At 64.5% G+C, this 19635-nt stretch carries 24 protein-coding genes; 5 read left to right on the forward strand and 19 right to left on the reverse strand.

Annotation, left to right across the window (positions count from 1 at the left end):
- The 3 genes from AB7532_RS23345 to AB7532_RS23355 form a co-directional block, all read right to left on the reverse strand.
- Complete coding sequence (locus AB7532_RS23345; RefSeq protein WP_441237046.1) at positions 1–1128, reverse strand: glycosyltransferase family 2 protein; 1128 nt, start codon at positions 1126–1128, stop codon at positions 1–3.
- 261 nt (positions 1129–1389) lie between these two features.
- Complete coding sequence (locus AB7532_RS23350; RefSeq protein WP_441237047.1) at positions 1390–1593, reverse strand: hypothetical protein; 204 nt, start codon at positions 1591–1593, stop codon at positions 1390–1392.
- An 88-nt stretch (positions 1594–1681) separates the two neighbouring features.
- Positions 1682–2062: a hypothetical protein gene (locus AB7532_RS23355; protein WP_441237048.1), complete on the reverse strand. Its 381-nt coding sequence runs from the start codon at positions 2060–2062 to the stop codon at positions 1682–1684.
- Positions 2063–2163: 101 nt separating this feature from the next.
- Between AB7532_RS23355 and AB7532_RS23360 the strand changes: the two genes are divergently transcribed.
- Together AB7532_RS23360 and AB7532_RS23365 are read left to right on the forward strand one after the other, a co-directional pair.
- Entirely contained in the window at positions 2164–3000 is an 837-nt protein-coding gene (locus AB7532_RS23360; protein WP_441237049.1) for a DUF72 domain-containing protein, read from the forward strand.
- Positions 3001–3009: 9 nt separating this feature from the next.
- Positions 3010–3471 carry a DUF488 domain-containing protein gene (locus AB7532_RS23365; protein WP_441237050.1) on the forward strand — a complete coding sequence of 154 codons (462 nt, stop codon included), beginning with the start codon at positions 3010–3012 and terminating at the stop codon, positions 3469–3471.
- 178 nt (positions 3472–3649) lie between these two features.
- On the opposite strand, the gene AB7532_RS23370 is transcribed toward AB7532_RS23365, so the two are convergent.
- From AB7532_RS23370 to AB7532_RS23395, 6 genes are all read right to left on the reverse strand, one after another.
- A complete protein-coding gene (locus AB7532_RS23370) occupies positions 3650–4564 on the reverse strand; it encodes a PhzF family phenazine biosynthesis protein (protein WP_441237051.1) in 915 nt (304 codons plus the stop codon).
- Positions 4565–5130: 566 nt separating this feature from the next.
- Positions 5131–6438: an adenylate/guanylate cyclase domain-containing protein gene (locus AB7532_RS23375; RefSeq protein WP_441237052.1), complete on the reverse strand. Its 1308-nt coding sequence runs from the start codon at positions 6436–6438 to the stop codon at positions 5131–5133.
- 30 nt (positions 6439–6468) lie between these two features.
- Complete coding sequence (locus tag AB7532_RS23380; RefSeq protein ID WP_441237053.1) at positions 6469–7632, reverse strand: ABC transporter permease; 1164 nt, start codon at positions 7630–7632, stop codon at positions 6469–6471.
- Positions 7629–8561 carry an ABC transporter ATP-binding protein gene (locus AB7532_RS23385; protein ID WP_441237054.1) on the reverse strand — a complete coding sequence of 311 codons (933 nt, stop codon included), beginning with the start codon at positions 8559–8561 and terminating at the stop codon, positions 7629–7631. Before AB7532_RS23385 ends, AB7532_RS23380 begins: the two co-directional genes overlap by 4 nt.
- Positions 8558–9466, reverse strand: coding sequence for an HlyD family secretion protein (locus AB7532_RS23390; RefSeq protein ID WP_441237055.1), 909 nt, complete (start codon positions 9464–9466; stop codon positions 8558–8560). The genes AB7532_RS23385 and AB7532_RS23390 overlap by 4 nt, the downstream gene beginning before the upstream one ends.
- Positions 9463–10155, reverse strand: coding sequence for a TetR/AcrR family transcriptional regulator (locus AB7532_RS23395; RefSeq protein ID WP_441237056.1), 693 nt, complete (start codon positions 10153–10155; stop codon positions 9463–9465). The genes AB7532_RS23390 and AB7532_RS23395 overlap by 4 nt, the downstream gene beginning before the upstream one ends.
- Positions 10156–10262: 107 nt before the next feature.
- On the opposite strand from AB7532_RS23395, the gene AB7532_RS23400 reads away from it, so the two are divergent.
- From AB7532_RS23400 to AB7532_RS23410, 3 genes are read left to right on the forward strand one after another with little or no spacing between them, the layout of a single operon-like run.
- Positions 10263–10598, forward strand: coding sequence for an ArsR/SmtB family transcription factor (locus AB7532_RS23400; protein ID WP_441237057.1), 336 nt, complete (start codon positions 10263–10265; stop codon positions 10596–10598).
- Positions 10595–11068, forward strand: coding sequence for an SRPBCC family protein (locus tag AB7532_RS23405; protein WP_441237058.1), 474 nt, complete (start codon positions 10595–10597; stop codon positions 11066–11068). The genes AB7532_RS23400 and AB7532_RS23405 overlap by 4 nt, the downstream gene beginning before the upstream one ends.
- Positions 11069–11080: 12 nt before the next feature.
- Positions 11081–11494 (forward strand): GFA family protein, encoded by a 414-nt coding sequence (locus AB7532_RS23410; RefSeq protein ID WP_441237059.1) that lies wholly within the window; start codon positions 11081–11083, stop codon positions 11492–11494.
- 120 nt (positions 11495–11614) lie between these two features.
- Here the strand turns inward: AB7532_RS23410 and AB7532_RS23415 are convergent, their stop codons facing one another.
- The 10 genes from AB7532_RS23415 to AB7532_RS23460 form a co-directional block, all read right to left on the reverse strand.
- Complete coding sequence (locus AB7532_RS23415) at positions 11615–12025, reverse strand: DUF2000 family protein (RefSeq protein WP_441237060.1); 411 nt, start codon at positions 12023–12025, stop codon at positions 11615–11617.
- Positions 12026–12105: 80 nt separating this feature from the next.
- Positions 12106–12495, reverse strand: coding sequence for a DUF4189 domain-containing protein (locus tag AB7532_RS23420; protein WP_441237061.1), 390 nt, complete (start codon positions 12493–12495; stop codon positions 12106–12108).
- Between the two features lie 228 nt (positions 12496–12723).
- Positions 12724–14328, reverse strand: a complete 1605-nt coding sequence (locus AB7532_RS23425) for an NTP transferase domain-containing protein (protein WP_441237062.1) — start codon at positions 14326–14328, stop codon at positions 12724–12726.
- Complete coding sequence (locus AB7532_RS23430) at positions 14325–15026, reverse strand: XdhC family protein (RefSeq protein WP_441237063.1); 702 nt, start codon at positions 15024–15026, stop codon at positions 14325–14327. The genes AB7532_RS23425 and AB7532_RS23430 overlap by 4 nt, the downstream gene beginning before the upstream one ends.
- Positions 15027–15028: 2 nt before the next feature.
- The gene (locus AB7532_RS23435) at positions 15029–15352 is read right to left on the reverse strand and encodes an XdhC family protein (protein ID WP_007602422.1); all 324 of its coding nucleotides are present in this window, start codon (positions 15350–15352) and stop codon (positions 15029–15031) included.
- 11 nt (positions 15353–15363) lie between these two features.
- Positions 15364–16566, reverse strand: a complete 1203-nt coding sequence (locus AB7532_RS23440; protein ID WP_441237064.1) for a vWA domain-containing protein — start codon at positions 16564–16566, stop codon at positions 15364–15366.
- Positions 16567–16692: 126 nt separating this feature from the next.
- The gene (locus AB7532_RS23445; protein WP_441237065.1) at positions 16693–17598 is read right to left on the reverse strand and encodes an AAA family ATPase; all 906 of its coding nucleotides are present in this window, start codon (positions 17596–17598) and stop codon (positions 16693–16695) included.
- 61 nt (positions 17599–17659) lie between these two features.
- On the reverse strand, positions 17660–18466 hold the full coding sequence (locus AB7532_RS23450) for an FAD binding domain-containing protein (protein ID WP_441237066.1): 807 nt from the start codon (positions 18464–18466) through the stop codon (positions 17660–17662).
- A 33-nt stretch (positions 18467–18499) separates the two neighbouring features.
- Positions 18500–18985 (reverse strand): (2Fe-2S)-binding protein, encoded by a 486-nt coding sequence (locus tag AB7532_RS23455; protein ID WP_008137528.1) that lies wholly within the window; start codon positions 18983–18985, stop codon positions 18500–18502.
- Positions 18986–19124: 139 nt separating this feature from the next.
- A complete protein-coding gene (locus AB7532_RS23460) occupies positions 19125–19571 on the reverse strand; it encodes an SRPBCC family protein (RefSeq protein ID WP_441237067.1) in 447 nt (148 codons plus the stop codon).
- Positions 19572–19635: the final 64 nt, after the last annotated feature.

Here is a 19635-nt window from a genome sequence, read left to right on the forward strand (position 1 = left end):
CTATTTCTTGCGCCAGACGAACAGTCCGGACATCGCGTAGTTCCACACCACGCCCATCAACGCGCCTGCCATGCCGGCCAGCCACCAGATCGGCTCCTGATCGTAGACCGAGAACGCGACGCCGACATTGGCGAGCAGGCCGACGCTGCACACGATGTAGAACGCGATCAGGCCGCGCAGCAGCCCAAAGCCCTTCAGCCGCTGATCGCGATAGGTGAGGAAGTTGTTGAGGATGAAATTGCCGGTCATGGCGACGAGTGCGCCGGCGGCCTGGGCTTCCGCGAACGGCACTTTGAACAGCTGAAGTCCGATGAACAGCGTCGTCAGATGCACGACGAGGCCGATGCCACCGACCATCGCGAACAACAGGAAGCGCAGCGAGACAGCGTCGTTGGTGAACTTGGCCAGCACCAGGCCGAGAAAGTCCAGCGCGACCATGGAATCGAGCTTGCTTTCGCCGTGCTGGCGCTCACCGAAAGTGTAGGGAATTTCAACGGCGCGCAAGGTTCCGTTAGCGCTGGCGACGACGTCGAGCAGGATCTTGAAGCCGTGCACCGACAGTTTGGGCGCGAGCTCTTCAAAACGGTCGCGGCGGATCATGAAGAAGCCGCTCATGGGATCGGCGATCTCGACCCGCAGCGCCTTTCTGGCGAGTTCGGTCGCCAGCGCGCTGGCGCCGGCACGCTGCTTGTTGAAGCCTTCGCTCTTGTAGCCCTCGATGTAGCGGCTGCCGACCACGAGATCGGCCTGGTCGCTCGCAAGCAGCAACAGCATCTTCGGCAGCTGCGTCTCGTCATGCTGGAGGTCGGCATCGATCACGGCTGCAAAGGGCGCGCTCGAGGCCAGGATGCCCTCGATGCAGGCGCCCGACAGGCCGCGGCGGCCGATACGGCGGACGCAGCGCACGCGGCTGTCCTGCTGCGCCAGCGCGCGTACGACGTCCCAGGTGCCATCAGGAGAATTGTCGTCGACGAACACGACTTCCCAGGCGACGTTGGCGAGCACCGCCTCCAGCCGCCGGTACAGCACCGTGACGTTGTCGCGCTCGTTGAAGGTCGGGACGATGACCGACAGTTCCGGCCCCTCGTGAGCCTGATTGTCGACGCCCGGTCTGATCGCTTCGTTCATGACGGCAGCGTATATCCGCCGCGTCTTGCGATGCCAAGTTCTTGGGCTACAGGGCCGGGGTTTCTGTGGGGAACGGCCCCAAAAGGGGTCCCAAAATGCCAACGACCCCGGAACGGCGGACCGCGCGTACATCCGGCGCAGCCCAAGCTATTCCAAGGTCGTTCCAGCGTCGGAGTTTTCGCTCAACGTCGCCGTTAGAAGCTAGATAGGAACGCCAAACCCGGTTCGCAAGGGGGCAAAAGAACCTTTTTCAGAACCTTCCTAGTTCGGGACTTCCTTGATCACCGGCCCGCGTGGCGCCGGTGCGGCAGGGGTTGCCGGCGCCATGGCGGTCGGGGCCGGCTCGACCTTCGCCGGCTTGGGCGGCTTGCCATATTGTCCGATCGGCCCGAAGACGACGGCAACCGCAAGCACCATCGCCGCGACGATCGCGCCCAGAATGCCACCCACCGACTCAGACGACATCGAAATCCATCCCCGTTCCAGATGTGCCCAGTGATACCATGGATGAGCGCGGCGCCGGAAGGGCTCCCGGGCGGTATCGTTTAATGGGCTATTTCTGCGGCGGCCGGTGCTTGACGAAGGCCGTCACGATGTCCTTCTGCGCCGACTCGACCGCCCGGTTCGCGGTGGCGAGATGGGCGCCGGCGTCAATGTTCGGATATTGCGTGCTGAGATAGTCGAGCAGCGCGACCCGGTAATATTGCCGCTCTGACGGACAGGCACCGGCAACCGAGCGGCCAAAGTCCTGTTCCGACAGGCCCTGATTGCTGTCACGCGAATATTCCCGCGCCAGGCAATGCCAATAATCGTCGCGGCCCTGCTGGGCGATCTTCCGCGAACCCATGTCGTCGTCGTCATCCGCCATCGCAGACATTGTCATGGCAGCAGATGTCATCATGACGAGCACGGCTCCCAGCATCAGCATCCGCATCTTGTTCTCCTTTTTGCGCGGCTCCCGTTTCGAGCTTAGACGGGACCGGCCAACTGGCCAATCACATCTGGTTTGATTAGGATGAGGTCCCTCCCCCGTCGATGCGAGATCCTCCCGTGGCCAAAGCAAAAACCGCGTCCAAAAAATCCGGCAACATCTTCATCGGCATCGGCGGCTGGACCTTCGAGCCCTGGCGCGGCGTGTTCTATCCGGAGAAGCTGACGCAGGCGAAGGAGCTGTCCTACGCGGCCTCGAAGCTGACCTCGATCGAGATCAACGGCACCTATTACGGCTCGCAGAAGCCTGAGAGCTTTCGCAAATGGGCGCGCGAAGTGCCCGACGGTTTCGTGTTCTCGCTGAAGGGACCGCGCTTTGCCACTAACCGCCGCGTGCTCGCCGAGGCCGGCGATTCCATCAAGCGGTTCTATGATTCCGGCGTGCTGGAACTCGGCGACCGGCTCGGGCCGGTGCTGTGGCAATTCGCGCCGACCAAGAAATTCGACGGCGCCGATTTCGGTGCGTTTCTGGAATTGCTGCCGCGCAAGCTCGACGGACGCGCGCTGCGCCATGTCGTCGAAGTCCGTCACGACAGCTTTTGCACGCCTGATTTCGTCGCGCTGATCCGCGAGCACGAGACGCCTGTGGTGTTCGCCGAGCACGGCAAATATCCTGCGATTGCCGACGTCGCCAGCGACTTCGTCTATGCGCGGCTTCAGAAGGGCAACGACGAGATCAAGACCTGCTATCCGCCGAAGCAACTCGACGCCTGGGCCGAACGCCTTCAGGCCTGGGCCGAGGGCGGCGAACCCGATGATCTCCCGAAGGTCGACACGGCCAAGCCGAAGAAGGAACCGCGCGACGTGTTCGCCTATGTCATCCACGAGGGCAAGGTGCGCGCACCGCACGGCGCGATGGAACTGATCGCGCGGGTGAGTTGAGGATGGTTCATGGCCAAGGCGAAAAAGCTCTTCACCATCGGTTATGAGCAGACGCCGCCCAAGGCGGTGCTGGACGAGCTGGAACAGGCCGGCGTCAAGCTCGTGGTCGACGTGCGCGCGGTGACGTCGTCGCGGCGGCCGGGCTTTTCCAAGAAGCAGCTGTCCGCAGGTCTCGACGAGCGCGGCATCGCCTATGTCCATCTCTCAGCCCTCGGCACGCCGAAGGAGGGTCGGCTCGCGGCGCGCAGCGGGCAATACGATGTGCTGGAGAAGATCTATTCAAAGCACCTGAAGACACCGCAGGCGCGCGAAGAGATGGACGAGCTCTCGGCGCTGGTGAAGAAGGCCGGCCCCGTGCGCCTGCTCTGCTACGAGCGCGACCACACCCACTGCCACCGCCAGATGATCGCCGAGATCATCGAGGAGCGCGATGGGGTGACGGTGAGGAATTTGGCGGGGCGACAGGTTTAGCTGCAGTCGTCGGCGTTAGCCGTAGCCGTTATCCTGAGGTGCCGTAGCGAAGCGGAGGACTCGAAGGACGACGGCGTGCCACTGACGCTGCGAGAACTCGGCCGTGCATCCTTCGAGGCTCGCAAGGGCTCGCACTTCGGGATGACGGGTCTTGCACGAGGTCGCTTGGTCGAAGGGCCTACCCCTCCCCCGCCAGCTCGAACGTCCCTTCCATCATCTGTACGCAATTGCCGCCGACATAGGCATCGAGAAGGGCGTCGCCCTCCTTTTCCACTGTCGTCCGCAGGATGCTTGGCCGGCCCATGTCGAAGCCTTGACCGATGGTGAGCTTCAGCTCGCCGTCGCGGAGCGGATCAAGCTCGGCGAGCAACGCGGCGGCCGCGACCGTCGCGCTACCCGTGGCGGGGTCTTCGATCAGCCCGCTTGCGCCCGGAAAATACATCCGCGCCTGGAGGTCGCAAGGCGCCTCGGCCTCGGGAATGTCGCGCGTGTAGAAATAGATCGCGAAGGCGCCCTCGCGCGGGAGCGTCCGGGCGAACGCCGCAGCATCGGGCTTTGCCCGCCGAACCGCATCGCGCGAATGCAATTCCGCGACCACGAACGGCGTGCCGACGCCGACGACCTCCGGCAAATGACGATCGGTCCTGACGTCGTCCGCGGTCAATGACAGGCACGCGGCGACCTCGGCGGCGGACAGCTTTGCAAGACGCGCCAGCGGCTGCGGCGCGGTCAGCTCGGCGCCGACGACCTTGCCCTGCTCCCGCCAGATCTCGACCGGCACGATCCCGGCCTTCTCTTCGAATAACAACCGCGGCCAGGGCTCATTGCCGCGCCGGGCCAGCACGAAGCCGGTGCCGACATTGGGATGACCCGCGAAGGGAAGCTCCCTCACCGGCGTGAAGATGCGGACCTCCGCGTCGTGGCCGGGATTATGCGGCGGCAGCACGAAGGTCGTCTCGGAATAGTTGAACTCGGTCGCAATCGCCTGCATCTGCGCGGTCGAAAGCCCGCTGGCATCGAGCACCACGGCCAGCTGGTTGCCGCCGAAGGCGCGGTCGGTGAACACGTCGACGGTGACGTAGCGGCGCTGCATCTTCACTTCCTCATGCCAATCGCGGCCACGACCAGCCGCATCGCGCAGCAGTCTACAAGCCGGCAACATCGCTCGTCATGCCCCAAAATTCGGAGCATTCGGAGCAATCGCGATGACGTATTGGAAGCGAAGAATCTGAAAACGTTGGCGACGCCGGGCTGGCAGGATTCACCAGTCCGGCATCGTCGCGATTGTCAGTAGGCGTACGCGTACGGGGACGCGTATCCCGTGTTCGGCAGGCAGGGCGGCTGCCGGTAGGGCTCAGACGCATACGCGCCCTCAGCCGGCGCCCTGACGCAGGTGTCGGTCGTCACCTGCGTTGCGGCGGCGCGCTGGGGAGCGATGTGGCGCGCGGATGCGGCCTGCGTCTGGGTGACAGCGGCAGCGATCAGGGCGGCCGCAACAAGGGTCATTCGGGTCATTGGCTTTCTCCGGATTGCAAACGGAAACCGAGATGTTTCGGCTTCCACTGTGCGAGACCTGAAAGCTAGCAGAGATCGTTCATCACGCGTGTTCAACGCAGCGCGACTGGCTTCAACGAAACGCGACTCGGACTTGAAGACGCGTTACCCCAATTGAAAGACCGCAACCGGCCTCTCATAGCCGCGCACCGCGACCTCGCCGAGCGCAACGGCATCGTCGCCGTCGTTGCCGAGTGCTTCGCGAACGGACGCCGAAATGAGAAGCTGCGTGCCGAACTCCTTGTTCAACGCCTCCAGCCGCGAAGCGAAGTTCACGGTGTCGCCGATCACCGTGTACTCCTTGCGGCGAGGCGAACCGATATTGCCGGCAACGACCTCGCCGAAATGGATGCCGATGCCGATACGCAGCGGCCAGCTGGTTTCCGCGTTGATGCGATCCATCGCGGCCAGCATCCCGCGGCCCGCGGCGACCGCGCGATGCGCGGCGTCGGAGGCTTCCAGCGGCGCGCCGAACAGCGCGAGAAAGCCGTCGCCGAGAAACTTGTTCACGATGCCGCCCTCGCGGTCGAGGATGTCGACCAGCACGGCGAAGGCACCGTCGAGCCGATCCACTACCTCCTGCGGCGTGCGCGTCTGCGCGCCGGCGGTAAAGCCGCGGAAATCGACGAACATGACCGCGACGCGACGGAGATCGCCGGCCGCGCTCGTCCCCGCCGCCATCAGCTGTTCCACCACCTGCGGCGAGACGTGCTGGCCGAACAGATTCGTCACGCGGTCGCGCGCGGTCGCTGCGGCAATGCTCGCGGCAAACTGGCGCCGCAACTGTGCGCCGACTGCGCCCGCCAGCACGCCGCAGATCAGAATGATGGTGCTGCGCACGGCGTGGAAATAGATCAGGGGCTCGCCGGTGTCGCTAGCCGAATTGTAATATAGCGCGACGGCCAGGAGTTCGGCTGCGGCCACGAATCCCGTGAAGGTGGACAGCCAGAAATCGAGCCGCAGCGTCGAAAGAATGACGAAGATGAAATAGACCAGCGGCAACACGAAACCGAGCGCCTGGCTCGCGCCCATGCTGTGGATCTGCAGGATCAGGATGATCGTCGGCAGCGACGTTTCGATAAGGGCGCCGATATAGCGCCGGATCACCGGCAGGTCGCGATCGAGCTTGAGGTTTCGCCTGATCTGGCTGTGGACCCAGACCTCGAAGAGAATGAAGCCTCCCAGAAGGACATATTCGCGGACGAGGCCCTCCGTCCCGCGCCAGACCCGGTTCACCAGAGCAGGATCGATCAGGAAGGTCGCGGTCAGGAACAAGACCATGACGCAGCCAGTGATGATCAGGGTCCGCACCCGCAACAGCTCGGTGCGCAAGACCTCCCGCGTCAGCTCGCGCTCGAAATCCTCCGACAGCACGGCATGCTGCCGCGCCTTCCTGCTCGCAAACCTGGCCATTCCACCCCTCGATTCCGGGGGCATTGTGCCTCAATCCAGCGTGCGGCGGAAGCGCGTCACGGCGATGGTCATGGCGACCAGCATCAGGATCGCCAGCGCCAGCGCGTCGAAACGCAAATTCTGCATCGTCGCCCCCTTCAGCATGATGGCGCGGACGATCCGCAGATAATGCGTCAACGGCAGGCACTCGCCGAAATATTGCGCCCAGGCCGGCATGCCGGCGAACGGAAACATGAAGCCGGACAGCAAAATGCTCGGCAGGAAGAACATCATCGACATCTGCATGGCCTGAAGCTGGTTCTGCACCAGCGTCGAGATCGTGTAGCCGATCGAGAGGTTGGTGGCGATGAACAGCGTCGACAGCAGCGCGAGCAGGAACAGATTACCCAATATCGGCACGCCGAACAGGAGCACGCCGATCCCGATGATGAGGAAGGCCTGGACGAAGCCGACCAGCACGTAAGGGATGATCTTGCCGAACATCACCTCGACCGGCTTGATCGGCATCGACAGGAGAGCCTCCATGGTGCCGCGCTCGACCTCGCGCGTGACCGAGAGCGCGGTGAAGATCAGCATGGTCATGGTGAGGATGGTGCCGACGAGGCCCGGCACGATGTTGAGGCTGGAGGACGCGGCCGGGTTGTAGCGGGCATGGGCGCGGATCTCGAACGGCATGTCCGGGGGATCGCCGATGTAGAGATCGTGCTTGAGAGCCGTCTGCACGATCATGCCGAGCGAGCCGAGCGCGGCGCTCGCCGCCACGGGGTCGGTGGCATCGGCCGCGACCAGCAGCGCCGGCCTGTCGCCGCGCCGGACCGCCCGCTCGAAGCCGCGCGGGATCTCGACACCAAACAGCACCTTGCCGGATTTCAGCAGGTTGTCGAAATCGTCGATGTCATGCACCTCCTGGACGAAGCGGAAATATTTGGTGTTCTCCAGCGCCTTCAGCACCGAGCGGGCGAGATCCGAATCCTCCTGGAGCAGCACTGCGGTCGGCAGATTGTGCGGCGTGGTGTTGATGGCATAGCCGAACAATAACAACTGCATCACCGGCAGCATCACGATCATCGCGAACGAAACGCGGTCGCGCTTGAGCTGGATGAACTCCTTGATCAGCATCGCATAGGAGCGCTTCCAGAAGCCGAAACGTTCCCGGATTTCGTGCGCCGAGACCGATCGATTGGCGGCGCTCATTGGAAATTGTCCTTGGATCGGCTCATCAGCTCGATGAACACGTCCTCCAGCGACGGCGAGGATTTGTGCCAATGCAGGCTGCTTCTGTCGCGCCACGGCGCAATGCTGGCTTCGAGCGCGGCGACGTCGCGCCCCGAAACGTGCAAGGACGTGCCGAACGGCGCCACCATGTCCACGCCAGGTTTGCCGGTGAGCGCGGCCGTGAGCTCGTTCAGGTCGTCGCCTGTGACCGTGTAGGTCGTCAGCGCCGATCCCGCGATCACCTCCTCCACCGTGCCATGCGTGAGCAAATGGCCGTAGGCGATATAAGCGATCTCGTGGCAGCGCTCGGCCTCGTCCATGTAGTGGGTCGAGACCAGGACGGTGAGCCCCTCGGCCGCGAGCGCGTGGATCTCGTTCCAGAAATCGCGCCGCGCCTTCGGATCGACGCCGGCGGTGGGCTCGTCCAGCAGCAGCAATTTTGGACTCGGCAGCGTGCATGCCCCCAGCGCCAGCCGCTGCTTCCAGCCGCCGGAAAGCTCGCCCGCGAGCTGCTCTTCGCGGCCCGAGAGCCCAAGCCGCTTGATCATGTCGCGCGCGGCGCCGCGCGCATCGTCGAGGCCATAGAGCCGCGCGACAAATTCGAGGTTCTCGCGCACCGAGAGGTCCTGATACAGGCTGAACCGCTGCGTCATGTAGCCGACCTGGCGCTTGATCTTGTCGGCGTCGCGCCGGATGTCGTAGCCGAGGCAGGTGCCCTCGCCGCTGTCGGGCGTCAGCAGGCCACAGAGGATGCGGATGGTGGTGGTCTTGCCCGAGCCGTTCGGCCCGAGGAAGCCGTAGATCGAGCCGCGCTTCACCTGCATCGACAGATCGTGCACGACCTCGCGGCCGCCGAACGACTTGGTCAGGCCCTTGACGTCGATCGCGATGCCATTGCCGCCGTTCATCGCTTGTCCGCCACCGGCGTTTTTGGATTGAGATAGACGTCGATCGGTTGTCCGACCCGCAGGGCATCGGGCCTTGAGGGCCGCGCCTGGATGAGATAGACAAGCTTGTTGCGTTCCTCGAGGCTGTAAATCACAGGCGGGGTGTATTCGGCCGAGGTCGCGATGAAATAGATCTTCGCGGTGAGGTCGGCCGCGCAATTGTCGCAGGCGATGCGCACGGTGTCGCCGATCGCAAGCTTCGGCAGCTCGGTCTCCGGCACGAAGAAGCGCAACTTCATGTTGCCGGGCGGCATGATCGAGAGCACGGGCCGCTGCGCCGCCACCATCTCGCCCTCGCGGAAATAGATCTGCTGAATGGTGCCGGCAACAGGCGCGAAGCCCTTGCGACGCGCCATCCGCGTCTCCGACGTCGCGACGCGCGCTTCGGCCACGCGCAAGGACGACACGGCGGAGTCGAGATTGGCCTGCGTGCCCGAACCGGTCTTGCTCAGCGAGGCCGCGCGGTCATAGGTCTGCTGCGCGTTCGCGAGCGTCGCCTTGTTCTGGTTGAGATCGGCGAGCTGCAGATCGTCGTCGACGGAATAGATCTGGTCGCCGACCTTGACCTCGTCGCCTTCGCGGACGCTGAGCTTCGTCACCCGGCCTGCTTCATCCGGGCTGACATAGATCATGTCGGCCTCGACCCAGCCCTGGAAACCGGGATCGCGCTTTTCCTTGCAGCCGGCAAGTGCTGTTGCGAGGACAAGAACCGCGATTGAACAAAGGCGCGGCAGATATTGCTGTATCTCCCTCACCCTGAGGAGCTGCGAAGCAGCGTCTCGAGGGGCGAGGAGCCACAGTCGGGCCTGCATCCTTCGAGACGCGCGTGCCGCGCTCCTCAGGATGAGGTGAGAGATCGACCTCATGTCGTCCTCCGTTCGCCAAAAATCAGATCGAGATGGACGCGCAGCATGTCTTGCGCGTCGAGCGGCGCGTGCCGCGCAAACAGGCTCTGCCAGATCACCGCGATCATCGCGGGCGCGACCAGGATCTGGGGATAGCGCGCGAGGTCCTTCTCGCGGATCTCGCCCCGGGCAATGCCGAGCTCGATCAGCGCGCGCATCCCGGCGATCCCGCGCGAGACGACCTCACGGTAGTAGAAATCGGAGACGGATGGAAAGCGCGGCCCCTCCGCCACGATCAGGCGCACGAGATCGCCGCGCCTGGTGCCGATCACCTCTTTCAGGAAATTGTTGGCGAAGGCCTCGACGAGATCGCGCACCGACCCCGTCGGCGGCGGCAGCGCGTTCAGCTTCGCCACCACGGGCACGATCACCGTGCGCACCAGCTCCTCAAACATCGATTCCTTGTCTTTGAAGTGCAGGTAGATCGTGCCCTTCGCCACGCCGGCGCGCTTGGCAATGTCGTCGAGTCGCGTCGCGGCAAAACCGCGCGCGATGAACTCCTCCATCGCCGCCTCCACGATCGCCGCGCGCCGTTCTGCTGCGCGCGTGGCGCGGTTCGAGGCCGGCGCCTTTTCACGGCTTCCGGGCGCAGGTGCCTTCGCGTCGGCGCGAGCTGCGGACGGGGTGGCTTTGGTTGGCTTTTTCGTCATCGTCAATTTATGACTGACCGGTCAGTCACAGTCAAGACAGCGACGCATACCCATCGCAAATCGAATTAGCATTGACTAATGCATTAGCAGCGACTAATTTAATCGTCATGATCGAAGCCGTCCCAAACCCCATCACCACCGTCATGCGCGCCCTCGCCGATCCAACCCGCCGTGCGGTGTTCGAGCGCGTGTTCGAGAGCAAGGAAATCAGCGTCGCCGAGCTGACCCGCGGCAGCGGCGTCACCCAGGGTGCGATCTCGCAGCACCTGAAGTCCCTCAAGCAGGCCGGCCTCGTTGCCGAGCGCGCCGAGGGCCGCAACGTCTATTACCGCGCCGCGCCTGAAGGACTCGAGCCGCTGGTCACCTGGATGGACCATTACGGCGTGTTCTGGCGCGAGCGCTTCCAGAACCTGCGTGACCTCTTGAAGGAGATCGAACCGTGAGTGCAGCCGCGTTGAAAGCCGAGACCCAAGACAAAAAGCAGGACATCGTCATCGACGAGGTCTTCCCTCACGCGCCCGAAACGATCTGGAAGGCGCTGACCAACGCGCAACTGATCGCGCGCTGGCTGATGCAGCCGACCGGTTTTGAGGCCGTCGAAGGCACGGCCTTCACATTCCAGACCACGCCGGGCGGCAATTGGGACGGCGTCATCCATTGCCGCGTTCTCGAGGTCGTGGCCAACAGCCGCCTCGTCTATGCCTGGAAAGGCGGCGACGAACGCAACACCGGTTACGGCGCACCGCTCGACACCGTCGTGACATGGTCCCTCGCCCCGGTCGAGGCCGGCACCCGGATCCGCCTCGTGCACGCGGGCTTCGTCCTGCCGCGGAACGAGAGTGCCTACACGATCATGAGCGGCGGCTGGAAGAAGGTCGTCAGGCAGCTCGACGACATCAGCGGCGAAAAGTGAGGAGTTATCGCGATGACAAAACCCTTTACCGGCGGCTGCGCCTGCGGCGCGATCCGCTATGCGATCACCAGCGAGCCGCTGTTCAGCAATCACTGCCAGTGCCGGGACTGCCAGCGTGAAAGCGGCAGCGGCCACGGCTCGTACATGACGTTCGCGCGCGCAGGCGTTACGCTGACGGGCGATGCCAAACACTGGGACATGGTCGGTGACAGCGGCAATGTGAAGACGCGCGGCTTCTGCACCCAGTGTGGCGTGCCGGTCTACCTGACCTTCGCCGCCATGCCCGACATCTTCACCATCCGTGCCGCCAGCCTCGACGAGCCCGCCCGCTACAAGCCGCAGGTGGTGACATATGCCGCGCGTGGGCATGAGTGGGATCGGCTTGATCCGGAGCTGCCCAAGTTTGCAGGGATGCCGCCGGGTTAGCCACACACTCCGTCATTGCGAGGAGCGAAGCGACGAAGCAATCCAGAAAGCCTCCGGGGGAAGATTCTGGATTGCTTCGCTGCGCTCGCAATGACGACGTGGGGCTGTCGCGTGCGCCCACTAGCTATGAAACTTCAACCCGTCGACGATCTTGTCGATCACCTTGCGCTCGGTGCGCATGGCGATACCGACGAGATTGAGATCGGTGCGCGCCACCGCTCTCACCGCCTCGCGATTGGCGGCGTCATGCGTGGTCTTGAACATGTCCTCGGTATAGACCGCCGGTTTCACGTTGCGCGTCAGCGCACGGTCGAGCGCGCGCGACAGTGCCGGCCCGTCGGCGCCGTAGATCAGGATCGGCTGGCCGATCAGCGACAGGTACTTCGTACCCGAGGCGTCTTCATAGGGCTCGCCGATACAATCGGGAAACGCAGCCGCAATGCCGCTGGTGAGAAAGGCCGCAACGTTGAGCTTCTGCCAGGCCTGAAGATCGGTGCGGATCACGATGGCGATCTTGGTGTCGAACTGCATGCAATTCCTCGAATGTCATTCCTGACGCAATGCTAAGCAGCGCCCCGGAATGACAGCAAGAGAAATCAGCGTTCGAAGAATTATCCCTTCGCGTCGCAGGCCCAGGCGCGGATTACGCATTCCTTGCCGCCGTATTTGTAGCATTCGCGCGTGGCGGCATTGAGCGTCGCCGAGATCTTCGGCTTCACGGCATAGCCATAGGCGCCGCAAGGATTGGACAGATCGACCGACATCGCCGCGCAGGCGCGCTTCATCGTCACGGTCGTGCAATCGCCCTTGCACTGCTTCTGCGCCGCGGCGCGGGCCTCGCGCTCGGCGCCATAGTCAAAAGCCTGGCCATAAGCGCCGCACTTGCCGACGGCAATCGCGCCGGCGGCATGGGCTTCGGTGATGTAACGGGCGCCGGCCACACAGACCGACAGCGCAAAGAAAAACATCGCGCAGCGGCGCGCGACGACGTTCGAAGCCATGGAAAAACCCCTCCCCCCAAGGCAGGTGGAAGAGACTCTAAGCGAGGGACCGTTTCCAGTTGGTGAACGGGGCGTTGAAATCAGGAGGTTCGGGAGGTGTCGTAGGGTGGATTAGCCCGCGGCTGCGCGAAGCGCAGTCCGCTGGCGTAATCCACCTCTTTTGTTTCCGCCGAGACACAGTGGTGGATTACGCCTACAGCTAATCCACCCTACGCAGCTACGGCACCGTCACCCGCGTCGTGCCGCTTCCAAGGCCTGCGGCGTGTCGATATCCAGGAAAGCACTCTCGCCATCCACCGGCACTTCGGCCACCGCCTCTGTGTGCCTGGCGATCAGATGGCGCGCGCCGACGTCGCCGTCGAGTGTCATCAATTCCTGGAAGAAGCGGCGCGACCACAGCACGGGATTGCCGCGGCGGCCCTCGGCTACGGGCACGACAATGAGATTGCCGCGATCCGGCGCAAAACCGTCGATGAGACGGTCGATCAGGCCAGCGTCGATCAGCGGCATGTCGCCGAGGCAAACGACGGCGCCATCGCATGTGTCAGGCACGGCCGCGATGCCTGCCTTGACCGAGCTTGCGATGCCGCCGGCAAAATCGGGATTCTTGACGAAGCGCACCTTCAGGCCTTGCAGCGCCTGCTCGACCAGTTCGGTCTGATGGCCGGTGACGACGATGACCTCGGATGCTTTTGAAGCCAGCGCCTGCTCGGTCGCGATCCGCACCAGCTTCTTGCCGTCGAGCTCGGCGAGCAGCTTGTTCGGCCCGCCCATCCGGGTCGAGCGACCCGCCGCGAGCACGATGGCGGCAACCTGCCTGTTGCCTTCGGTCTCGGGTTTTGCCCGCGGCTGCGGCCGCGTCACGATCTCCATCAGGAGGCCGCCGACGCCCATGCCCATCAGCTCGGAGCGCGTCACCTTGATGCCGGCGAGCAGCCGCATCAGCACCCAGTCAAAACCGTTCTCGACCGGCGAGCGCGCGCAGCCCGGCGCGCCCAGCACCGGCACGCCGCCGGCGCGCGCGATCAGCAGGAGATTGCCGGGATCGACCGGCATGCCGAAATGCTCGATCTCGCCGCCGATGCCCGTGACCGCCGCCGGAATGACGTCGCGGCGATCAGCGATCGCGGAGGCGCCGAACACGATGACAAGCTCGGCCCCTAAGCCGAGCAACTCCTTGATTGCCGCCGATAAGGCGTGCTCGTCGTGCTGCACCCGCCGCTCGGCGATGATGCCGGCGCCCGCCGGCGCGAGCCGCTCGGCGGTGACGCGCAGCGTCTTGTCGATCACCTTCAACGACAGACCCGGCAGCAGCGTCGAGACGATGCCGACGCGCTTGATGACGTAGGGCGCTATTCTGAGCACGTCCTTGCCCGCCGCCTTCACTGCGGCATCGCGCAAATCTCCCTCGACGCCGAACGGAATGATCTTGACGGTGCCGACCATCTCGCCCTCGACCACCGGCTTGTAGGCTGCGAGCGTTGCAAAGGTGATGGCCTCGTCGATGTTGTTGATGCGGTCGACCGCGGCGCGGTCGATCACCAGCACGCCCGGACTTGCGGCGAACAGGTTCGCACGGCCGGTGAAGGCGCGCTCGACATCGATGCCCGCGCCGCCGACGGCCAGCGCGATGCTGGCGGCCGCGACGTCCTCGGAGACGTCGCCCGCCTCCATCCGCACCACGACGACGTCCTTGATGCCGGCGCGCTCCAGCGACTCGACCTCGGCCGGGCCGATGGTCGTGCCCTTCTTCAGCACCAGCGGTCCCTGGCGCAGGGTGTGGACGGTCACCCCGCCGATCGCATCCCTGGGGCTCGCCGGTCCAAATTTCATGCCGCTTCTTCTTTTTCTTTTGGTGGCAGGCGGAGCACCGCCGTGATCTCGGCCATGATCGACACCGCGATCTCGGACGGCGAGACCGCGCCGATCGCAAGGCCAATGGGCGCGTGGATGCGCGCGATGTCGCTATCCTTGGCGCCTTGCGCCCGCAGCCGGTCGCCGCGCTTGGCGTGCGTCTTCCGCGAGCCCAGCGCCCCGATATAGAAGCAGTTGCGCGCGAAGGCATGCAGCAGCGCAGGATCGTCGATCTTGGGATCGTGCGTCACCGCGACGAAAGCCGTGTAGGCATCGACGTTGAGTGGCGGCAGCGCCGTGTCGGGCCATTCGGCGACCAGCGGAATGTCCGGGAAGCGCTCGGGGCTTGCAAAGGCCGTGCGGGGATCGACTACCGTGACGTCATAGCCGAGCGAGCGCGCCAGCGGCGCCAGGGCCTGGCTGATATGGACCGCGCCGACGATGACGAGCTTTGCGGTCGGCGCGTAGACGTTGAGGAACAGTTTTTTGCCGGCGGCCTCCACATTGCCGCTCTTGCCCATGCGAAGCTGCTTGTCCAGCTCAGTGCGCAGCGGGTCCTTGGCAAAATCCGCAGCCTTCACCAGCCGTTGCTCGCCGCTCTCGGTGTCGGTCACCAGAATCGCCGCCCGGCGCGCGGCGCGTTCGACGTTGAGTTCGTGCAGGATTGCGAGCTTCACTTCTAGCCGACCTTCTCGACGAAGACGCGGATGGTGCCGCCGCAGGAGAGCCCGACATTCCAGGCGGTCTCGTCGGCGACGCCGAACTCCAGCATCCGCGGTTTGCCGCTCTGGATCACGTCCATGGCCTCGGTGACCACGGCGCCCTCGACGCAGCCGCCGGAGACCGAGCCCAGGAACGTGCCCTCGTCGTTGATGACGAGGCTCGAGCCCGCCGGGCGCGGAGCCGAGCCCCAGGTCTCCACGACGGTGGCCAGCGCGACGCCACGGCCGGCCTTCTGCCAGTCCTCCGCCGCCTTCAGGATATCCTCGTCACGATCGAGCATGGTTTTGCCTCTCAGGCTGCGGAGCGGATCAGGCTGCGGTGATGCGGCGGCAGCGGCCGGGAGAGCGTGCTGATCAGCTCGTGAATTGAACTCAAATTATGCACGGGGCGGAATTCGTCAACGTGCGGGAGCATCATTTTGATGCCCTGGGCCTTGGCCTCGAAGCCGCCGAACCGCAGCAGCGGGTTGAGCCAGATCAGCCGGCGGCAGGACCGGTGCAGCCGGTCCATCTCGAAGGCGAGCTTGGAATCGGCCTCCCGCTCCAGCCCGTCGGAGATCAGCAGCACGATCGCGCCCTGGCTCAGCACCCGCCGCGCCCACAATTTGTTGAAGTTGTGCAGCGAGGCCGAGATCCTTGTGCCGCCGGCCCAGTCCTCGACCGAGGCCGAGCAGCTTGCCAGCGCCTCGTCGGGGTCGCGCTGGCGCAGCGCGCGGGTCACGTTGGTCAACCGCGTGCCGAACAGGAACACCGAGACGCGTTTGCGGGCGTCGCCGACGGCATGGAGGAAATGCAGAAACAGGCGGGTATACTCGCTCATCGATCCCGAGATATCGAGCAGGGCTACGATCGGCGCAGGCTTCTCGATCCGTCCGAGGCGATGGATGTCGATGATCTCGCCGCCGGTCCGCAAGGACGCGCGCAACGTGCGGCGCAAATCGATGCGCAGGCCATGGGGATCGGGCCGGTGCCGGCGTGTCAGAAGCTCGGCCTGCGGCAGCCGCATCCGCTCGATGGCACGCAGCGCCTCGGTGATCTCCGCCGCGCTCATCTGCGCAAAATCCTTCTTCTGAAGGATTTCCTTGTCGGAGACGGACAGACGCAGATCCTGCTCCTGATGCTGCGGTGTCTCCGTCATCCGCGGCTGCGACATTGCCTCCTGCACGCGGCGGGAGCCCGCCTGCGGCTTCTTCTTGGCCTGCTCCGGCAGCGGCACCGAATCCAGCATGTGCTTCCACTCTTCCGAGGCACGGAAGAACAGGTTGAAGGCCTGCCTGAAGATCAGCGCATGCTCATGACGCTTGACGAAGATCGCCTCCAGCGTGGTGAAGACGTCGGCGCGGTTGCCGATGTCGATCACCTGCAGCGCGTTCATGGCATCGATGACAGCGCCCGGGCCCACCGGCATGCCGGCGGAGCGCAGCGCACGGGCGAAGCCGACGATGTTGTCGGCGAACTGCTCGGTCTGCTCGGGCGCAAGGTGGTTGATGGCCATGGTCTCGTATCCATCCCCTCGTCATTCCGGGGCGCGCCTCTTGGCGCGAGCCCGGAATCCATTCATCCACCGTCACCGCTGCACAATGGATTCCGGGTTCGCGCTGCGCGCGCCCCGGAATGACGGCTAATCGCTCGTCGCTTCCTTCAGCACCTTTTGCAGGGTGTCGCCCTGCATGCGGGTGATGTCGTCCTGGTACTTGAGCAGCGCGCCCAGCGTGTCACCGACCACTTGCGGCGTCAGCGAGCGGGCATCGAGCTCCGACAAAGCCGTGGCCCAGTCGATGGTCTCGGCAACGCCCGGCGACTTGTAGAAGTCCTGGTTGCGCAGCGCCTGCACGAAGCGCACGACCTGCTGCGACAGCTTTGCGGAAATGCCGGGCACGCGCGACTTGACGATCGCGAGCTCGCGCTCGGCGGCGGGATAATCCACCCAGTGATACAGGCAGCGCCGCTTCAGCGCGTCGTGGATCTCGCGGGTGCGGTTGGAGGTGATGATGACGATTGGCGGGGCCGGCGCCTTCACGGTGCCGAATTCGGGGATGGTCACCTGGAAGTCGCTGAGGATTTCGAGCAGATACGCCTCGAACGCCTCGTCCGCGCGATCGAGTTCGTCGATCAGCAGCACCGGTGGTCCCGCGACGTCAGGCTCCAGCGCCTGCAGCAGCGGCCGCTTGATCATGTAGCGGTCGGCAAAGATGTCGGATGAAAGCTGGTCGCGATCGGTGTCGCCGGCGGCTTCCGCCATCCGGATCGCGATCATCTGCGCGGCGCTGTTCCACTCGTAGACCGCGGAGGAGACGTCGAGGCCCTCGTAGCACTGCAGGCGGATCAACTTCCGCCCCAGCGCCGCCGACAGCACTTTTGCGATCTCGGTCTTGCCGACGCCGGCTTCACCCTCGAGGAACAGCGGCCGGCCCATGCGCAGCGACAGATAGGTCACCGTGGCCAGCGACCGCTCGGCGAGATAGCCGCTCGATGTCAGAAGTTCGAGCATCGCATCGACCGATGCCGGCAGGGTAGCTGAAGTCATGAAAAAGCCAGTCTCGCTACGCCCTCACCGGGGACAAGTTTGGCCGAGGCGTGAGGTTCACTCACTCCTTGGCGTTGGCGGCATCGAGCGCGCGCCGGGTCAGCACGCCGATGAGATGCGCGCGGTATTCGGCGCTGCCGTGGATGTCGCTGTTGAGGCCGTCCGCGGGCACCTCGATGCCTTCGATCGCCTTGGAAGCGAAACGCTTCTTCAGGGCTTCCTCGAATGCCGTGACGCGGAACACGCCGTCAGATCCCGCGCCCGTGACCGTAACGCGCACGTCCGACGGACGGCGCGCCACGAACACGCCGACCAGCGCATAGCGCGAGGCCTGGTTGCGGAACTTGATGTAGGCCGCCTTCTTCGGCAGCGGGAACATCACCTTGGTGATGATCTCGTCGGCTTCCAGCGCCGTCGTGAACAGACCCTGGAAATACTCTTCCGCCTTGAGGCGGCGCTTGTTGGTGACGATGGTGGCGCCGAGCGCTAGCACCGCCGCCGGATAATCCGCGGTCGGATCGTTGTTGGCGAGCGAGCCGCCGATCGTGCCCTTATGGCGCACGGCGGGATCGCCGATCTGGCCGGCGAGATTGGCCAGCGCCGGAATGGCCTCACCGACAATCGCGGAGCCTGCGACCTCGGCATGCTTGGCGGTGGCGCCGATCACGAGCGCGCGGCCCTTCATCTCGATCGTGTTGAGCCCCTCGATATGGGAGAGGTCGACCAGATGCGGCGGGCTTGCAAGGCGCTGCTTCATGACCGGAATCAGCGTGTGGCCGCCGGCCACCAGCTTGGCGTCCTCGTTCTTCACCAGGAGGTTGGCGGCCTGCCGCACGGTCCCGGGGCGATGATATTTGAATTCGTACATCTGAATGTCCTGATCGCGGGATGCGTGCGCGGGTTAGGCGAGATCGGATTTCGCCATCGCCTTGGCGCCGGCGGAGATCGAGGCGACGATGTTCTGGTAGCCGGTGCAGCGGCACAGATTGCCTTCCAGTTCTTCCCGGATCGTATGGTCGTCGAGCTCGTTGCCCTTGCGATGGACGATGTCGATCGCGGTCATGATCATGCCGGGCGTGCAGAAGCCGCACTGAAGGCCATGGTGCTCGCGGAAGGCTTCCTGCATCGGATGCAGCGGTGCGCCGTCGGCGGCCAACCCTTCAATCGTCTTGACCTCGTGGCCGTCGGCCATCACGGCCAGCGTGGTGCAGGATTTCACGGCCTTGCCGTCGAGATGCACGACGCAGGCGCCGCACTGCGAGGTGTCGCAGCCGACATGGGTGCCGGTCAGGCGCAGATTCTCGCGCAGGAACTGCACCAGGAGGGTGCGGGGATCGACGTTGGCCGTAACAGGATTGCCGTTCACGATGAGGGAGATTTTTGCCATAAGCACTCTCTATCAGCGCCCCGACGGGTCCCGTCGAAGCGGTTCTTTCTTATAATTATTCCAACCTATCATATGGGCCATTATGCCCGGGGGCAACATCGCCCGGGGCGCAAGGCGCCATGCCGAAAGGCCATAGTGTTCAGCCCTGTACCGCCTTGACGAAATTCGAAAAAAATTCGTCGGCCAGCTTCTTGGCGGTGCCGTTGATCAGGCGCTGGCCGAGCTGCGCCAACTTGCCGCCGATCTGGGCCTCGACCTCATAGGACAGAAGCGTGCCGCCGTCCTTCTCCGCGAGCTTGACCACCGCACCGCCCTTGGCGAATCCGGCCACCCCGCCCTCGCCCTCACCGGAGATCTTGTAGCCGTTCGGCGGGTCGAGATCGCTCAAGGTGACCTTGCCCTTGAAGCGCGCCGACACCGGCCCGACCTTCATTTTCGCGGTCGCGCGGAAACCGCCGTCGTCGGTCCGCTCCAGCTCCTCGCAGCCGGGGATGCAGGCTTTGAGCACCTCGGGATTGTTGAGCTTCTCCCACACGGCCTCGCGCGGCGCCGCAAGCTGGACTTCGCCGTTCATCGTCATGGCCATGGGGTGCCTCCCGGATCGCATTACTATAATTCTGCTCAAGTAACGCACGAAGGCGGCAAAGGAA

It is taken from the genome of Bradyrhizobium sp. 930_D9_N1_4, from assembly GCF_052076015.1.
Lineage (GTDB): Bacteria > Pseudomonadota > Alphaproteobacteria > Rhizobiales > Xanthobacteraceae > Bradyrhizobium.

Coding starts and splice junctions, on each gene's coding strand:
- AB7532_RS23345 (WP_441237046.1), bottom strand. CDS start 1,128: ATGAACGAAGCGATCAGACCGGGCGTCGACAATCAGGCTCACGAGGGG.
- AB7532_RS23350 (WP_441237047.1), bottom strand. CDS start 1,593: ATGTCGTCTGAGTCGGTGGGTGGCATTCTGGGCGCGATCGTCGCGGCG.
- AB7532_RS23355 (WP_441237048.1), bottom strand. CDS start 2,062: ATGCGGATGCTGATGCTGGGAGCCGTGCTCGTCATGATGACATCTGCT.
- AB7532_RS23360 (WP_441237049.1), top strand. CDS start 2,164: ATGCGAGATCCTCCCGTGGCCAAAGCAAAAACCGCGTCCAAAAAATCC.
- AB7532_RS23365 (WP_441237050.1), top strand. CDS start 3,010: ATGGCCAAGGCGAAAAAGCTCTTCACCATCGGTTATGAGCAGACGCCG.
- AB7532_RS23370 (WP_441237051.1), bottom strand. CDS start 4,564: ATGCAGCGCCGCTACGTCACCGTCGACGTGTTCACCGACCGCGCCTTC.
- AB7532_RS23375 (WP_441237052.1), bottom strand. CDS start 6,438: ATGGCCAGGTTTGCGAGCAGGAAGGCGCGGCAGCATGCCGTGCTGTCG.
- AB7532_RS23380 (WP_441237053.1), bottom strand. CDS start 7,632: ATGAGCGCCGCCAATCGATCGGTCTCGGCGCACGAAATCCGGGAACGT.
- AB7532_RS23385 (WP_441237054.1), bottom strand. CDS start 8,561: ATGAACGGCGGCAATGGCATCGCGATCGACGTCAAGGGCCTGACCAAG.
- AB7532_RS23390 (WP_441237055.1), bottom strand. CDS start 9,466: ATGAGGTCGATCTCTCACCTCATCCTGAGGAGCGCGGCACGCGCGTCT.
- AB7532_RS23395 (WP_441237056.1), bottom strand. CDS start 10,155: ATGACGAAAAAGCCAACCAAAGCCACCCCGTCCGCAGCTCGCGCCGAC.
- AB7532_RS23400 (WP_441237057.1), top strand. CDS start 10,263: ATGATCGAAGCCGTCCCAAACCCCATCACCACCGTCATGCGCGCCCTC.
- AB7532_RS23410 (WP_441237059.1), top strand. CDS start 11,081: ATGACAAAACCCTTTACCGGCGGCTGCGCCTGCGGCGCGATCCGCTAT.
- AB7532_RS23415 (WP_441237060.1), bottom strand. CDS start 12,025: ATGCAGTTCGACACCAAGATCGCCATCGTGATCCGCACCGATCTTCAG.
- AB7532_RS23420 (WP_441237061.1), bottom strand. CDS start 12,495: ATGGCTTCGAACGTCGTCGCGCGCCGCTGCGCGATGTTTTTCTTTGCG.
- AB7532_RS23425 (WP_441237062.1), bottom strand. CDS start 14,328: ATGAAATTTGGACCGGCGAGCCCCAGGGATGCGATCGGCGGGGTGACC.
- AB7532_RS23435 (WP_007602422.1), bottom strand. CDS start 15,352: ATGCTCGATCGTGACGAGGATATCCTGAAGGCGGCGGAGGACTGGCAG.
- AB7532_RS23440 (WP_441237064.1), bottom strand. CDS start 16,566: ATGGCCATCAACCACCTTGCGCCCGAGCAGACCGAGCAGTTCGCCGAC.
- AB7532_RS23445 (WP_441237065.1), bottom strand. CDS start 17,598: ATGACTTCAGCTACCCTGCCGGCATCGGTCGATGCGATGCTCGAACTT.
- AB7532_RS23450 (WP_441237066.1), bottom strand. CDS start 18,466: ATGTACGAATTCAAATATCATCGCCCCGGGACCGTGCGGCAGGCCGCC.
- AB7532_RS23455 (WP_008137528.1), bottom strand. CDS start 18,985: ATGGCAAAAATCTCCCTCATCGTGAACGGCAATCCTGTTACGGCCAAC.
- AB7532_RS23460 (WP_441237067.1), bottom strand. CDS start 19,571: ATGGCCATGACGATGAACGGCGAAGTCCAGCTTGCGGCGCCGCGCGAG.